This is a genomic window from Chryseobacterium sp. MYb264 (assembly GCF_035974275.1).
Taxonomy (GTDB): domain Bacteria; phylum Bacteroidota; class Bacteroidia; order Flavobacteriales; family Weeksellaceae; genus Chryseobacterium.
Genome location: NZ_CP142422.1, coordinates 4,133,402 through 4,148,730 on the forward strand (window position 1 = coordinate 4,133,402; position 15,329 = coordinate 4,148,730).

12 protein-coding genes are annotated in these 15,329 nt (G+C 35.5%); 6 read left to right on the forward strand and 6 right to left on the reverse strand.

Going from position 1 to position 15,329, the window contains the following annotated elements; all coding sequences use genetic code 11:
• The first annotated feature begins 115 nt into the window (after window positions 1-115).
• Together VUJ46_RS18025 and VUJ46_RS18030 are read left to right on the forward strand one after the other, a co-directional pair.
• Window positions 116-2,491, forward strand: a complete 2,376-nt coding sequence (locus VUJ46_RS18025) for an outer membrane beta-barrel family protein (RefSeq protein WP_326982088.1) — start codon at window positions 116-118, stop codon at window positions 2,489-2,491.
• A gap of 102 nt (window positions 2,492-2,593) precedes the next feature.
• Window positions 2,594-4,456: a M1 family metallopeptidase gene (locus tag VUJ46_RS18030; protein ID WP_326982089.1), complete on the forward strand. Its 1,863-nt coding sequence runs from the start codon at window positions 2,594-2,596 to the stop codon at window positions 4,454-4,456.
• Window positions 4,457-4,529: 73 nt separating this feature from the next.
• Here VUJ46_RS18030 and VUJ46_RS18035 read toward each other — a convergent pair whose 3' ends face one another.
• From VUJ46_RS18035 to VUJ46_RS18055, 5 genes are all read right to left on the reverse strand, one after another.
• Window positions 4,530-5,174, reverse strand: a complete 645-nt coding sequence (locus VUJ46_RS18035) for a response regulator transcription factor (RefSeq protein WP_326982090.1) — start codon at window positions 5,172-5,174, stop codon at window positions 4,530-4,532.
• Complete coding sequence (locus VUJ46_RS18040) at window positions 5,171-5,929, reverse strand: sensor histidine kinase (protein WP_326982091.1); 759 nt, start codon at window positions 5,927-5,929, stop codon at window positions 5,171-5,173. Before VUJ46_RS18040 ends, VUJ46_RS18035 begins: the two co-directional genes overlap by 4 nt.
• 5 nt (window positions 5,930-5,934) lie before the next feature.
• Window positions 5,935-6,579 carry a hypothetical protein gene (locus tag VUJ46_RS18045; RefSeq protein WP_326982092.1) on the reverse strand — a complete coding sequence of 215 codons (645 nt, stop codon included), beginning with the start codon at window positions 6,577-6,579 and terminating at the stop codon, window positions 5,935-5,937.
• Between the two features lie 21 nt (window positions 6,580-6,600).
• Window positions 6,601-7,125: a hypothetical protein gene (locus tag VUJ46_RS18050; protein WP_326982093.1), complete on the reverse strand. Its 525-nt coding sequence runs from the start codon at window positions 7,123-7,125 to the stop codon at window positions 6,601-6,603.
• 143 nt (window positions 7,126-7,268) lie between these two features.
• Entirely contained in the window at window positions 7,269-7,913 is a 645-nt protein-coding gene (locus VUJ46_RS18055; RefSeq protein ID WP_326982094.1) for a hypothetical protein, read from the reverse strand.
• A gap of 220 nt (window positions 7,914-8,133) precedes the next feature.
• On the opposite strand from VUJ46_RS18055, the gene VUJ46_RS18060 reads away from it, so the two are divergent.
• A complete protein-coding gene (locus VUJ46_RS18060; protein WP_326982095.1) occupies window positions 8,134-8,838 on the forward strand; it encodes an FKBP-type peptidyl-prolyl cis-trans isomerase in 705 nt (234 codons plus the stop codon).
• Window positions 8,839-8,970: 132 nt separating this feature from the next.
• On the opposite strand, the gene clpB is transcribed toward VUJ46_RS18060, so the two are convergent.
• Complete coding sequence (gene clpB, locus VUJ46_RS18065; protein WP_326982096.1) at window positions 8,971-11,577, reverse strand: ATP-dependent chaperone ClpB; 2,607 nt, start codon at window positions 11,575-11,577, stop codon at window positions 8,971-8,973.
• Window positions 11,578-12,107: 530 nt separating this feature from the next.
• Between clpB and VUJ46_RS18070 the strand changes: the two genes are divergently transcribed.
• From VUJ46_RS18070 to VUJ46_RS18080, 3 genes are all read left to right on the forward strand, one after another.
• The gene (locus VUJ46_RS18070) at window positions 12,108-12,686 is read left to right on the forward strand and encodes a TetR/AcrR family transcriptional regulator (RefSeq protein ID WP_326982097.1); all 579 of its coding nucleotides are present in this window, start codon (window positions 12,108-12,110) and stop codon (window positions 12,684-12,686) included.
• A gap of 237 nt (window positions 12,687-12,923) precedes the next feature.
• Complete coding sequence (locus VUJ46_RS18075) at window positions 12,924-14,240, forward strand: phenylacetate--CoA ligase family protein (protein WP_267405895.1); 1,317 nt, start codon at window positions 12,924-12,926, stop codon at window positions 14,238-14,240.
• The gene (locus VUJ46_RS18080) at window positions 14,240-15,325 is read left to right on the forward strand and encodes a 2Fe-2S iron-sulfur cluster-binding protein (RefSeq protein ID WP_326982098.1); all 1,086 of its coding nucleotides are present in this window, start codon (window positions 14,240-14,242) and stop codon (window positions 15,323-15,325) included. The genes VUJ46_RS18075 and VUJ46_RS18080 overlap by 1 nt, the downstream gene beginning before the upstream one ends.
• The last annotated feature ends 4 nt before the right edge of the window (window positions 15,326-15,329 follow it).

A 15,329-nucleotide genomic window follows, 5' to 3' on the forward strand; every position in this document is an offset into this window, starting at 1 on the left:
TGACAAATATAAAAATTTAGCCTTTCCCAAATAGACGTTAACCGATCATTAACCTTCCATTAACCGAAATTTTCCTCAACAAGTTAGACTTTTACACCATAAAATAAAGCTAACAATGATGTATAAAATTCTTTTTATCTTATGCTTTCCGATTTTTCTTTTTTCTCAGAAACAAAGAATTGAAGGAACGGTTTCGAATGATCGCAATGAGAAACTTTCTCTGATTACGATTGACGTGTATGATGCTCAAAATAAATTTCTGAAAACAATATCGACTTCTGAAAACGGAAGTTTTATTCTAGAAGGTATTCCGAATCAATCTGTAAAACTGGTGATTAAAGATCTGGAATATGCCAAATTTGAAAAAGAGCTGGATCTTGAAAAGCAAAATCAGCCTTTAGCCATTATTTTGAAGAAAGATATTCAGGATATTCAGGAAGTGGTGATGACGAAGCAAAAGCCTTTGGTAAAAAGGAAAATCGACCGCTTAGAGTTTAATGTGGAAAATTCTAATATTTCTTCGCTCAATGCCTGGGAAATTCTGAAAAAAACACCCGGAGTTACCTCAAGTAATGATGTTTTGGCGATAAAAGGAAGTCAGAGTATTGTCGTCACGATTAATGATAAAAGAATTATGCTGACCGGTGATGAACTGAAAAATCTATTGGAAAATACCCAAGGCGATGATCTGAAATCGGTAGAAGTAATTACCAATCCTCCTGCAAAATATGAAGCGTCCGGAAGTGCCGTTTTGAATATTGTCATGAAAAAAAATAAAATTGAAGGCTATCGTGGTACTGTTTCTTCCAAATATGTTCAGACTCAATATGCAAAAGGGGTAGCGGGGATTTCTCAATATTATAAAAAGAATAAACTTTCGGTAATGGGAAGTTATTATTTTGGAAGCGGAACCTATTACAGAGAAGGCACAGACTATGTAAATTATATTGAAGATAAGCAACGATGGGTAAGTATGATGAATCGTAAAGACAAAAATAAAAGCCAGAATACCGTCAACTTTAATATTGAATATGAGATCGACAGTCTTACAAATGCCAGTTTAAACTATTCCGGATATTTCAGTCCGAGATCTTATGGCGTGTATGATGTTCCGACTTTAATTTATAATGAGCAGAATGTAGCGGAGTCGAATTATAGAACGATCAACGATCATTTTTCGCGCTCCATTAATAACTCTTTGAGTTTTCAGATGGATAGAAAGCTTAATAAAAAAAGTAAACTGACATGGACGAATTATTTTACAGGAAACAACGCTCAAAAAGATCAAAATGTACTCACGCATCTTGATTTTGCGAATGAACTGCCTAAAGACAATAACTTTTTAACCCACAATAAAAGTGATGTTCAACTCTATTCCACGCAATTTGATTATCAATGGAAAAATGAAAAGTGGGAACTGGAATCAGGTTCCAAATACAGTTTTGTAAAGACCAGCAGCCTGATGGATTTTTCGGATAATGAAAACGGTCAGCTTCAATATAGAGCCGATAAAAGCAATGTTTTTGATTATAAGGAACACAATTTTGCCCTTTATTCGTCATTGGCTTACAATCCCGGAAAGTGGAATTTCAAAGCAGGTTTGCGTGCCGAGAAAACCGATTTGGAAGGTGTGGTTTCCGAACCGTATGAAGTGAATAAAAATAAGTACTGGAAATTGTTTCCGACATTATACGTGCAATATACAACGGAGGGAAATCATCAGTTTGGTTTGTCTTACGGAAAGCGAATCAGCCGACCATCTTATTCCTGGTTGAATCCTGCAAAGTCGTATTACAACCTATTTTCATATTTCCAGGGAGATCCCGCTTTGAAGGCGACGATTGTTCACAATCTTAATTTTACCTATACATGGAAAGAGTGGAATCTCGATTTTTATTACCGAAAAGAGATCAATCCGTCGATGGAGATCTCTTATCAGGATCCGAGCAATAATAATCTGATTTACCATTTTACCAATATCGAAAAAGGACAGGCGTACGGATTGAGTGTATATAAAAACTTCCAGATCAAACCTTGGTGGAGCCTTAGTGTGTCTGAAAATATTGAACATAATGAAAACTATTTTATAGGAGTTGATCATCTTTTATACCAAAATAAAGTATGGAATTTAGGCTCCGATATTTCCACAAGTTTCACCTTAGATAAAGCGTCAGACTGGAAGCTGGAATTTGGAAATCGATATAACACGCCCGCGATTCAGGGAACTTTCAGGATTTCGGGATCGTCTTCAACGTATGTGGTGATGAATAAAAAATTCTTTAACAAAAAACTGGAAGGAAGTCTTATGTTTAATGATATTTTTAAAACTTCCGGAGAGAAGATTACTACGAAATATGCGAATCAGGACAATTATTTTTTAGATTATCGCGATACCCAGAGTTTTATTATTTCATTAAAATTTAATTTTGGAAATCAGTCGGTGAAAAACGCAAAGTCAATTAAAAAAGCAGATGAGCAGGGAAGGATGTAATACAAACAGATAAGCCCATCGTAATTTGTTTAAATTGATGTTAATGTAGCGTGCCATCCTTCATTTTTTCCTAATTTTGAGGCCAATAAAAAATTAGGGAACATGAAGAGAATTATTGTTGGATTGTTTTTAATGGCTTCTTGGCAAATTTCCGCACAGGATCTTTATATGCCTAGAAATATTAAAAAAGCCTACGAAAACGGAACTCGCGATCTGTCGGGGGCTCCGGGTAAAAATTATTGGCAAAATAAAGGCGTTTACAATGTTGAGGTAAAAGTAGATGCCGGTACAAAGATGGTGTCGGGAAAAGAAACCATTGTTTACACAAACAACAGCCCGAATGATCTTACTGATTTAGCGATTCGATTCGTAAATAACCTTCACAAACCTCAGTCTCCGAGATCGGGTTTTGTATCAAAAGATTTTCTGTCATCAGGTTTACATATTAAGTCATTTATTGTAAATGGTGAAAAATATAATATCAATAGTGACGATTGGGGAACGGTGGAAAAGGTAAATTTGAATTCTGTTTTAAAATCAAAAACAAAAGCCGAAGTAAAAATTGAGTGGGAATATCCTCTGTCTGTACAAAGTGGGAGAGAAGGGCAGATCGATCCTGAAACTTTTTACGTAGCATATTCTTTCCCAAGAATTTCGGTCTATGATGATTATAATGGGTGGGATATGCTTCCGCATTCTGACCGTCAGGAGTTTTATAATGATTTTAATGATTATTCTTTTGCCATTTCGGCGCCTAAGAATTATGTGGTTTGGGCAACGGGAGATTTTCTGAATCCGGAAGCGGTTCTTCAGAATCAGTTTTTAACGAGATATAAATCTTCATTAAAGAGCGATAAGATCATTCATGTGGCAACGGAAGCCGAAATGAGATCCGGAAAAGTAACAAAAGCCAATAAATGGAATGTCTGGAAATTTAAGGCTAATAATATCACCGATTTTTGTTTTGCATTGAGTAATCATTACGTTTGGGATGCTTCCAGTGTTCAGCTGAAAACAAAAAGAGCAAGCGTGCAGGCGGCCTACAAAGCAGGTACAAAAGATTTTGAAAAATATACCGAATGGATGCGTTATAACCTGGATTGGTTTTCAAAAAACTGGCCGGGTGTAGAATATCCTTATAATGTAATGACCGCTGTTCAGGGGTATGCGGATATGGAATATCCAATGATGATTAACGATAGCAGCGTTCCGGATAATTTTCAGGATGCGAGATTAACGGCAGATCATGAGATTGCGCATACGTATTTTCCTTTCTACATGGGAATCAATGAAACTCGTTATGCGTTTATGGATGAAGGTTGGGCGACAACATTGGAATATCTGATCGGAATTGATGAGAACGGCGAAACGGCGGCAAAAGATTTCTATAAAAACTTCAGAGTGAAAAAATGGATCAATGATCCTTCAGCAGAACAGGATCAACCGATTATCTCGATGAGTACACAGGTAAGCGGCGCAGGATACGGAAATAATTCTTACGTGAAAGCTTCCTTGTCTTATTTAGCTTTAAAAGATTATCTGGGCGATGAGTTGTTTAAAAAAGCGTTACATCATTATATGAATAACTGGAACGGTAAACATCCTGTGCCTTGGGATTATTTTAATTCTATGAATACAGGTTCCGGGAAAAATCTGAACTGGTTTTTCAATAATTGGTTTTATACCAATAATTATATTGACCTGAAAGTAGGAAAAGTTTCTCAGCTGAATGATCTTCTGACCGTCGGTGTTGACAATGTTGGCGGTTTTGCCATTCCTTTTGATGCGGTTTTGAAATATGAAGACGGAACGGTGGAAAAGCTTCACTTTTCACCAGCCGTCTGGGAGAAAGATCAGAAACAGACCAACCTTACCATTCCTATTAAAAAGAAAGTAAAATCTGTGGAACTGGATGGTGATCTCTTCATGGATTACACGCCAGCGGATAATGTAAAAAATCTATAATTCCTTTGATAAAATAGAAATCCCTTCTCAAGAAAACTGAGAAGGGATTTTTTTAATATAATTAAATAGGTGTTTATGATTCAGCAAAACCATTTTTAATAGCGAAAACGGCAAGTCCCACACGGGTTTTCAGATCCAGTTTATCGCAAAGCTGATCGCGGTAACTTTCTACGGTTCGTGGGCTGCAGCACATTTTATCTGCAATTTCTTTATAGCTGAGTTCGGTTACGGTGTATTTTAAAAATTCCTTTTCACGGTCAGAAATTCGTACTGCTTTTTCAGAATTATTTTCATTGCTGAGGTTGGAAAATATAATCTTTGAGGCCCATTCCGGATAGAAAAAACCGTCGGTATCTAATTTTGAAAGCGCAAGTTCAAGATCTTTAGGATGGGTGTTTTTAAGAAGATATCCTGTGGCTCCATTCTTTATCATTTTGATAACACTTTTATCATCTCCCTGCATGCTCAGAGCCATAACTTTAATATTGGGATGATTTTTTTTAACCCAAAGCACGGTTTCAAACCCGTCCATGATCGGCATGCTGACATCCATTAAAATAATGTCAGGAATAGGATTGTTGTCTTCAAACTTTTGAATGAGATCTTTGCCGTTTTCGGCAACATAGATCACTTCAAAATCCTGGAAATTTCCGATAATTCCTTCAATCGCTTTAGCAATTAATATATGGTCGTCAACAATTACAATGGTCTTTTTCATGTGGATTTTTTTAAAATAATAGAGAGGGTGGTTCCTTGGTTTTCCTGACTTTCGAGATTGAATTCAGCTCCGATAATGACTGCCCTGTTTTTCATATTGGTAAGCCCTATGCCGTTCGAGGTAATTTTTGAGCGGTCGAATCCTTTGCCGTCATCTCGGATGTTGAGCTCCCAAAGTGCTTCGTCCGAAGTGGTTAATGTAATGAAAATATTTTCGCACTTAGAATGTTTTATGCTGTTCTGAATAAACTCCTGAGTGATCCTCAATAAAACATTTTTCTGAACAAATTCAAGATCAAGCTGTTTAAAATTATGTTCAAAACTTACTTTGCAATTTTTGAAATCGTTGGTATTGTCTACTTCTTCCTGAATTAAGGTAATAATATCCTTCTGGTTGATATTATCATCCGTCAGGGTTTTGGAAAGGCTTCTCAAATCCTGCAACGACTGATTGATAATCTGTGAAACCTGATCTATCCTTTCACTCACTTCCGTTACTTTATTTTCATAGAGAAGCTGTTGGGTATAGAGGCTGACTAATGTTAATTTCTGCCCGATATTGTCATGTAATTCGCGCCCGATCTGCTGCATCGTTGCCTGCTGGATTTCCAGCTGAGTGGCGAGGAGTTCACGTTGATGGGTTTCGTTTTTCTTTTTAATTTCAGTGTCATGTTCTCTCTTTCTTTGTTTGTATTTCCAGATATAAATTACCACCGCAACGACAAACATCACGAAGAAAAGGTTGAATAAAACCATTATCATTAAGAGCTCTGTCTTCCCCATATGAATGAACTTGAAAATAAAATATACATAACAACATTGCCAAGTAGAAAATAATCAAAATATATATTCCAAAGTCCTTGATATTTGTACAACTGATCATAAAGTGCAAAAAAAGGAAGAGTACCAATATATGATATTGTTATTCCTAAGCTAATATAAAACATTCGGTTTCTACTGAAATTAAGAATATCTGTAGAATTAACTTGTTTATAATATTCCATAGCTACAAGAAACATCAAAAGTAAGCATCCAAATGTATAATTAAAAGAGAATACTATTTTCTTTTTTGAAAAATATAATTCACTAATAATATATGAAATGAGGTATAATATTGATAAAATATAAAATAATTTTGGCTTTTTTAATGATTTTGCGGCAAATAACCAATAAAAAAATATAAACTGAACAGGTATTACAAAATAATTATAGAATAAAGCTTTCGGAAAATAGATGAAATTCGCCCATTTTCCGATAGCTTCACAAATGAATATAAATACTAAATAGAACACAAAAAATTTCCAATGCTCTTTTTTTATTCGATTATAATAAAAGAGACCTGTCATTGCAGCGAAACCTTCTGCCCAAAGCAAAATGCTAGCAATAAATTGTTGAAAATCATTCATGTTGTGTAATAGTTATAAAAATTAATCAAAAGATTCTACGATAGAAACACCAGGAGGGATAAGGCTTCCACTATTCTCTGCTATAATAGAAAGATTCGCTTTTCTCGCATTTAAAGCCATTGAATTTGCATCATTAGCATCTACCGGATTGAAATCAAAATGTAGAGTTTGACCAGTTTCATCTTGTTTTTTTAAAGTGGGAACCATTACTATCGTATGCTTTTCCGCATATTCTTTTGCAACAGGATGACTGTCCATAATGTCCCAGTTTTCAGCCTTAGGATAAGCAGCATAATAGAAACGAATACCCAAATCTTCCTCCGTCGTATCTGGATTGGCATTCTTTGCTTCATCTTCGATCGTAGCTATGAATTTTTTCAGTTTAGGAAGATCAAACCAAATTGAATGGGCATCTTCGATTCCTAAAGTACTGTTGATAGCTCTTACATGGCCTTTACGGTAATTGTCAATTAACGTTTGAATTAAGTCGTTTGACATCATTCCTGGTCTTAAAGGATCTTTTCCGTTTGTAGATTCTGTACTCATAATTAATTTGTTTTTATAAGGGATTTGCAAATGTCGAAAAAAAAAAGGATTTAAAAATAAATTATAGATTGTGAATTATACTGTTTATTTTTCCGTGATTTTACGGATTGTAAAAATATTTTAAAATATGTAATCAAATTTAACTAATAGTAATTTTTGCCTCGAATAATAGAAATCGAAAAAAGAACATACATTACAATTAATGACAGTTGAAAATAACTGTAATAAATATTCCAAATGTCTTTATATTCGCTGATAATAGGATGAAAGGTCCAAAAAGGCATTGTTCCAATATAAAATAATGTTACCCCTATATTGATGAAGAACATTTTGCTTCTGCTAAAGTGTAGAATTTCCTTAGAGTTGACTTGTTTGTGAAATTCATAAATTACAAGTCCCATCAGAATCAATCCGCCGAAGGTATAATTAAATGAAAAAATTAAATTATTCTTATTGAAGAAAAGTTCGTTCGGAATAAAGGTAAGCAGATAAGCGAGCGTTAAACCATAAAACAGTTTTGGTTTCTTAAAAGATTTTGCGGCATAAAGCCAATAGAAAAAAATATATTCTAAAGGAATTACAAAATAATTGAAAAATTTAGGCCGATCATACTCTATCAATAGGTTTCCCCATTTCCCGAAAACTTCACATAAGAATATAATGATGAGGTAAATTGAAAAATATTTCCAATATTGGTTTTTTACTTTTGGATAGTAAATTAAAGCAATTAAGGCGGTAAATCCTTCTACCCAAGTGATAATATCGTAAAGTATTTGCGGAAGATTCATGAATTTAGTTTAATAAAATCAGCCATACTTATATTTTGTGATTAAACTGCAAATATCGATAAAAAAATAAGTGCCGCAGACCAAGTCTATTGGATTACACTATTTTTATTGATCAAACACCGGATGATAACTTTTATAATAGAAAACTTTTTTGTGACAGGGAAAATTCTGTAATAAATGATAGATTTGCATTGATTATTTAAAATTATAAAAATATCCAATGAAAAGACAGACTATCGCATTATTTTGCATAGCAGCATTTAGTATTTCTTGTGCTAAAAAAGATGCTAAACAAGACGGCAGCAAATATACAGATGAACAAAAAGCTTCTTATTACATAGGTTTGAGTATTGCTCAAAATATGAAACAAGAAGGTTTTAAAGTAGATGAAAAACTTTTGGCTCAGGCTATCAAAGAAGAGATGGATGGAGGTAAAAAGTTGATGCCGGCTGAAGAAATGGATGCCTTTATGCAGGAATTTATGCAGAAGCAACATGAAAAAAAGCAGGCTGCAGCGGGGGTACAAGCAGATGAAAATAAGAAAAAAGGGCTGGAATTTCTTACGAAAAATAAAAGTAATCCAAAAGTGAAAACTACTGCTTCCGGTTTACAGTACGAGGTATTGCAGGAAGGTGATGGTAAAACAAAACCAACAGCGGCAGACGTTGTACAGGTAAAATATACCGGAAAGCTTTTGGATGGAACTGTTTTCGATTCTACTGACAAAAATGGAGGCGCACCGATGGACATTAATTTGGGTGGCGTCATCAAAGGATGGACAGAAGGAATTCAGTTGATGAGCAAAGGATCTAAGTACAGATTTTACATTCCTTCAGATTTAGCGTATGGAGACAATGGTGCAGGACCGGCAATTCCTGCAGGCGCGACCATTATTTTTGATGTAGAATTAGTGGGTATAAAATAGAAATATTGTTGATGGTAAGGTCTGCGACAATGGAGTTTGCTTACCTTACAGCTGATATATTATAAATAAAATTTCCGCAGATTTTTTTGTCTGCGGAAATTTTTCAAAAATAATATATATGAAAAAAACTACTTATTGTTCAGCAGGTCTGAAAACCAAACCTGTTTCCTCGAAATAATCTAAAGTAATTCTGTCACCATCATTCACGGTTCCTGCCAGAATTTCTCTTGATAATTTATTTAATACTTCCTGTTGAATAACTCTTTTCAACGGTCTTGCTCCGAAAGCAGGATCATATCCTTTATTCATCAGATAATCTACAGCGTCTTGTGTTGAGGTCATAATGATATTTCGTTTCGCCAATAGATCATTGAATCCTCTCAATTGATAGGTCACAATTTTTCCGATCTCTTTTTTTCTTAAAGGCTGGAACAATACCACCTCATCAATTCTGTTTAAGAATTCCGGACGTAAGGTCTGTTTCAATAAATCAAAGACCTCATCTTTTGCTTCGTCTAACGCTTCCGGACTGATATTATCATCCTTATCACGCTGAGCACCATCAAAACGTTCCTGAATTAAATGGGAACCTAAATTCGACGTCATAATAATGATCGAATTTTTGAAATTCACGACTCTACCTTTATTGTCGGTCAATCTTCCGTCATCCAAAACCTGCAATAAGGTGTTGAAAACATCCGGATGCGCTTTTTCAATTTCATCTAAAAGCACCACAGAATAAGGTCTTCTTCTCACCGCTTCGGTTAATTGTCCGCCTTCATCATACCCCACATATCCCGGAGGAGCACCCACCAATCTTGAAACCGAATGACGTTCCTGATATTCACTCATATCAATTCTCGTCATATTGTTTTCATCATCGAATAAAAACTCCGCCAACGCTTTTGCCAGCTCGGTTTTTCCGACTCCTGTTGTTCCTAGGAATAAGAATGAACCAATGGGTTTTTTATCATCGCTCAATCCCGCTCTGTTTCTTCTGATGGCATCTGCAACCGCCGTAATTGCTTCGTCCTGACCAACAACTCTGTGATGAAGTTCGTTTTCAAGACTTAATAATTTTTCTCTTTCAGATTGAAGCAATTTCGTTACAGGAATTCCCGTCCATTTTGCAATCACCTCAGAAATGTTTTCAGAAGTTACTTCTTCTTTAATGAGTTCATTCTGATGATTTTGCATTTCAATTTCAAGTTTGGAAAGCTCTTCTTCTTTTTTACGGAGTTTTCCGTACTGAATTTCTGCAACTTTTGCATAATCTCCGGCTCTTGAAGCTCTTTCTGCTTCCAGTTTCAAAGATTCTATATCTTTTTTAATCTGAGTTAAATCTTCAGATTTTTGTTTTTCTTTCAACCATTTTGCATTGATTTCATTTCTCTGTTCAGAAATCTTCGAAATATCTTCTTTTAAATGATCGATTTTCGTCTGATTTCCTTCTCTTGAAATCGCTGCTAATTCAATCTCCAGCTGCATCAATCGTCTGTCTAAAACGTCCAGTTCTTCAGGTTTTGAATTGATTTCCATTCTCAATTTTGCAGAAGCTTCATCAATTAAATCAATTGCTTTATCCGGTAAAAATCGGTCTGAAATATATCGTTGAGACATTTCAACTGCCGCAATAATCGCTTCATCTTTGATTCTTACTTTGTGGTGAGCCTCATATTTATCTTTAATTCCACGAAGAATAGAGATTGCCGATTCGGTATCCGGTTCTTCCACCATCACTTTCTGGAAACGTCTTTCTAACGCTTTATCTTTTTCAAAATATTTTTGATATTCATTCAACGTCGTGGCACCGATTGCTCTTAATTCTCCTCTTGCTAAAGCAGGTTTTAAAATATTCGCAGCATCCATAGCACCTTCACCACCTCCGGCTCCAACCAAAGTGTGAATTTCATCGATGAAAAGAATGATTTGTCCCTCCGATTTGATGACCTCATTCACAACGGATTTCAAACGTTCTTCGAACTCACCTTTATATTTCGCACCGGCGATCAAAGCGCCCATGTCTAATGAATATAACGTCTTGTCCTGCAGGTTTTCAGGAACATCGCCGTTGATAATTCTGTGGGCAATTCCTTCTGCGATGGCAGTTTTACCAACTCCCGGTTCACCAATCAGGATCGGATTGTTTTTCGTTCTTCTGGAAAGAATCTGCAAAACCCTTCTGATTTCTTCATCACGACCGATTACAGGGTCAAGTTTCCCTTCTGCAGCTAATTCGTTGAAATTTTTAGCATATTTATTTAAAGACTGATACGTTTCTTCTGAACTTGCAGAAGTTGCCTTCGAACCTTTTCTTAATTCTTTAATGGCGCCTTCCAAAAGATTTTTTGTTACACCCATATCTTTCAGCATTTTCGAAACTTCTGAATTGGTTTCTAACAATGAAAGCCATAAATGCTCGATCGTTACAAATTCATCACCCATTTTTTTAGCGATGTTGGGGGCATCAAGCAAAACTTTGTTCGCCGATTGTGAAAGATAAATATTCCCTCCCTGTACTTTCGGAAGTCTTTCTAAATTTTCACGGTTGCGCTCTCTTACCAAATTGGCATCTGCTTCAGTTTTTTTTAATAAGAAAGGCGATATATTTTCATCTACCTGGAAAATTCCTTCCAGTACATGTTGAGGCTCTATTTGTTGGTTGCCAAATTCCATGGCCACTTGCTGTGCGGCTTGGATGGCTTCCTGTGATTTTACAGTATATTGATTTAAGTTCATATTTTTATGTTTTGATTTCTTACTTTTTAGTTTTAGATTTTAGACATCAGATTTCAGACCATAAGAGTCAAATAAATGTTAATTTTTTAATTCGGAGTTCTAATTTCTGATGCCCTCTATCTTATTTAATCATTTAATTCTGATGGGTATATCGCAAAAACTGTTCAATTGTTGAATTTTTAAAAATATTGGACAAATTTTCCGAATTGTGTATTTTTATTAATTTCATAAAGACAAAATTTCCGATTATCCTTACATCGAATAAAAATTATCGGAAGAACCGTCCGATTTGGTTAAATCTTAAAAAAAATAAACGGTTTAAAAATTCCCCTCCCTCGGAGGGGTGGCGAAAATTCAAAGAATTTTTGACGGGGTGGTTTAAAACGTATTATATAAGTTTCGGCTAAAGCCAATATAATAGTACCTATTTTCGTAAACGGGCTAAAGCCCGTCCCTATTGATGAAGTCAAAAATCATCTCCTCAAAATCAAAATATTAAAATCAGAATAAGTACTTTTGCATTTTACCAGATGGAGCTTAAAGAAAAACAAAAGAAAATATTAGAAGTAGCAGTTGAACTTTTCAAAGAGAAAGGGTATTTGGGCAGTTCTGTGAGGGACTTGGCAACGAAACTCAACATCAAAGCGGCTTCTTTATATGCACACATCCGTTCGAAAGAAGAAATTCTGGAATGGATTTGTTTTGGTATCGCCCAAGAGTTTTTCGATGAACTTCAAGAGGTGAAAAATACAAATCTTCCGCCGCGAGAAAAGCTTGATCTTTTTCTGGATAAACATTTGTCGGTTGTTTTAAAAAACCGTGATGTGACTCATATTTATTCCAACGAATGGAAACATTTGGAAGAAAGACTTCCCGAATTTGTGGAATTAAGAAAGAATTATCAGCAGGAAGTTGAAAACTTGATCTCTGAAATTTATCAGGCAGAAAAATGGGAACTCAAATCTCCGGCTTTTACCACACGCTTTATTCTTCATACTTTAAACAATTCCTATTTCTGGTTTAAAAGAAATATTGATTCGGGAACTGAAATTACCGATGAAATCAGGGATAAAATTCTTTTTGGGCTGCTTGGAAATCAAAATAGATAATTAATCCAAGATTTTTGTAAATTCTCTCCTGAATGGTTCTCATTTCGTAGGAATCTTAGTTGTTATAATGAGGTATGCAATAAAACATTTGTCTTACCTAATTTCTATCAATCTAAACCTTAGCCTCAATCTCAATATTATTTAGAATCATTCAAAATATGACGAAAGTCATAAAAATTTTTGTCAGCTTCCAAAATCTTTTTAAATTTACCTAACAAATGTTAGTTAGTTAAAGATATGGATTTTTCAGTTGAATATTTAAAGCTCGACCAGTTGAGACAGCTTCAGTCTACGCGATTGGCTGATTTGGTAGACTATCTTGGAGAGAAGTCAGAATTTTATAGAGGAAAATTTAATGAATTGGGAATATCTCCGCAGGATGTCAGGTCGATAGAAGATATTACTAAACTTCCGATTACTTACAAACAAGATTTAAGAAATAACTATCCGTTTGGGTTATTTACTGTTCCAAAAGATGAATTGCAGAGAATTCACTGTTCAAGCGGAACTACGGGAAAGCCAACGGTAGTAGGATATACAAAAGAAGACGTTGATTTATTCAGCGAAGTGGTGGCGAGATCTTTGAATGCTGCCGGAGCAAAACCAGGAATGCAATTGCATAATGCTTACGGTTACGGAATTTTTACTGGTGGATTAGGACTTCATTACGGAGCGGAAAAATTAGGAATGAGCGTTCTTCCAATTTCAGGAGGGATGACTTCAAGACAGGTCGATTTAATTATGGATTTTAAACCGGAAGTCATCTGCTGCTCGCCTTCTTATGCATTAACTATTGCTGATGAATTCGCAAACCGTGGAATTTCTGCAGATGAAATCAGTTTAAAATATGCCGTTTTAGGTTCAGAACCGTGGACGGAAATTATCAGACATCATATTGAAGAAAGGCTGGGTGTTCACGCAACCAATATTTATGGGTTGAGTGAAATTATCGGTCCCGGAGTTTCAATGGAAGATTTCGAAGAAAAAGGCGGAGCTTATATTTGGGAAGATCATTTCTATCCTGAAATTTTAGATCCGATCACGAAAGAACCAGTTCCGTTTGGGGAAGAAGGTGTTTTGGTGATTACCACTTTAACGAAGAAAGCAATGCCACTTTTACGTTACTGGACAAACGATATTACAAGTCTTTATTACGATGAGAGCGGAAAAAGAACGATGGTGAAAATGCGCCCGATCCTTGGAAGAGCCGATGATATGCTGATCGTAAGAGGAGTGAATGTTTATCCAAGCCAGATTGAAGAAGCGTTTTCTCATGTAAAGGGGGTGATTCCTAATTATTATTTAACGCCAATCGAGAAAGAACAAATGTGTGTTGCGCTTGATATTGATGTTGAAATTGATGATGAATTGGTAACCACTCAGAATTTACAACAAGATACCGATGATTATACTATTTTTGTCGGGAATTTTGGAAAAAGCATAGAAAACGAAATTAAAAAGCGAGTGGGAATTACTACGAAAGTGAAAATCCATGCTCAGGACAGTCTTCCAAAATGTGAAGGCGGAAAAATTAATAGAATACTTAAAAAATAATGAATTCATTTTATAAACTTAAAACCGTTAAGGTTCAGAAAGATACTCCCGAAGCAGTAAATGTAGCGGTGGAAATTCCTGAAGAGCTGAAAGATAAATTCAGATTCAAACAAGGTCAGTATCTGAACTTTAAAATGATGATTGACGGGAACGAAGAGAGACGTTCTTATTCTATCTGCAATGCGCCAAGTGAAAAAAGCAACACGCTGGAAGTATTGGTGAAATTATTGGAAAACGGAAAAGTTTCAGGCTATTTCAACGAACATCTTCACATGGATGAAATTCTTGAAGTAATGCCTCCGATGGGCGGTTTCAATACCTCTTATCACCCGACAAACGTTAAAACTTACGTTGGTTTGGCAGCAGGAAGCGGAATTTCTCCGGTTTTGTCGAATATCAAGGAAAGTCTTTATCAGGAGCCGAATTCAAACGCTTATTTGTTCTACAGCAACAGAAGCATGAATCATGTGATGAAAAAGGCTGAAATCGATCAATTGGTGGAAACTTTTAACGGAAGACTGAAAGTTGTTTATTTAGTAAGCCGTGAAAAACATGAAGATCCTATTTTTGAAGGAAGAATTTCTCCTGAAAAATTAGATCACTTGTTTGAAAGATATGCTGATATTGATGTAAAAGAATCTACTTTCTTCATTTGCGGACCTTCAGAGATGATTAAAGGGATTGCAGATTATTTAAAGAAAGATAAAAAAGTACCGGCCATTCAGGTTTTATTTGAATATTTTACCGCTCCTGACGAGGAAGATACAGCTGAAATGAGCGATGAATTCAAGGCGATTGCCAATATTGAAAGTATGGTAACGGTGATCATTGATGATGATGAATATTCGTTCCACCTTAATTCCAAAAAAGAGAGTATCTTAGATAAAGCATTGAAAGACAATCTTCCTGTACCTTTTGCGTGCAAAGGAGGGGTGTGCTGTACGTGTAAAGCGGAAGTTTTGGAAGGAGAAGTTTTCATGGAGAAAAACTATGCGCTTACCGAAGAAGAAGTAGCCAGAGGCTTCGTCCTTACCTGTCAATGTCACCCGACAACAAATGTGGTGATGCTTAATTATGACGTGTAAACAA

Coding starts and splice junctions, on each gene's coding strand:
- VUJ46_RS18025 (WP_326982088.1), top strand. CDS start 116: ATGATGTATAAAATTCTTTTTATCTTATGCTTTCCGATTTTTCTTTTT.
- VUJ46_RS18030 (WP_326982089.1), top strand. CDS start 2,594: ATGAAGAGAATTATTGTTGGATTGTTTTTAATGGCTTCTTGGCAAATT.
- VUJ46_RS18035 (WP_326982090.1), bottom strand. CDS start 5,174: ATGAAAAAGACCATTGTAATTGTTGACGACCATATATTAATTGCTAAA.
- VUJ46_RS18040 (WP_326982091.1), bottom strand. CDS start 5,929: ATGGTTTTATTCAACCTTTTCTTCGTGATGTTTGTCGTTGCGGTGGTA.
- VUJ46_RS18045 (WP_326982092.1), bottom strand. CDS start 6,579: ATGAATGATTTTCAACAATTTATTGCTAGCATTTTGCTTTGGGCAGAA.
- VUJ46_RS18050 (WP_326982093.1), bottom strand. CDS start 7,125: ATGAGTACAGAATCTACAAACGGAAAAGATCCTTTAAGACCAGGAATG.
- VUJ46_RS18055 (WP_326982094.1), bottom strand. CDS start 7,913: ATGAATCTTCCGCAAATACTTTACGATATTATCACTTGGGTAGAAGGA.
- VUJ46_RS18060 (WP_326982095.1), top strand. CDS start 8,134: ATGAAAAGACAGACTATCGCATTATTTTGCATAGCAGCATTTAGTATT.
- clpB (WP_326982096.1), bottom strand. CDS start 11,577: ATGAACTTAAATCAATATACTGTAAAATCACAGGAAGCCATCCAAGCC.
- VUJ46_RS18070 (WP_326982097.1), top strand. CDS start 12,108: ATGGAGCTTAAAGAAAAACAAAAGAAAATATTAGAAGTAGCAGTTGAA.
- VUJ46_RS18075 (WP_267405895.1), top strand. CDS start 12,924: ATGGATTTTTCAGTTGAATATTTAAAGCTCGACCAGTTGAGACAGCTT.
- VUJ46_RS18080 (WP_326982098.1), top strand. CDS start 14,240: ATGAATTCATTTTATAAACTTAAAACCGTTAAGGTTCAGAAAGATACT.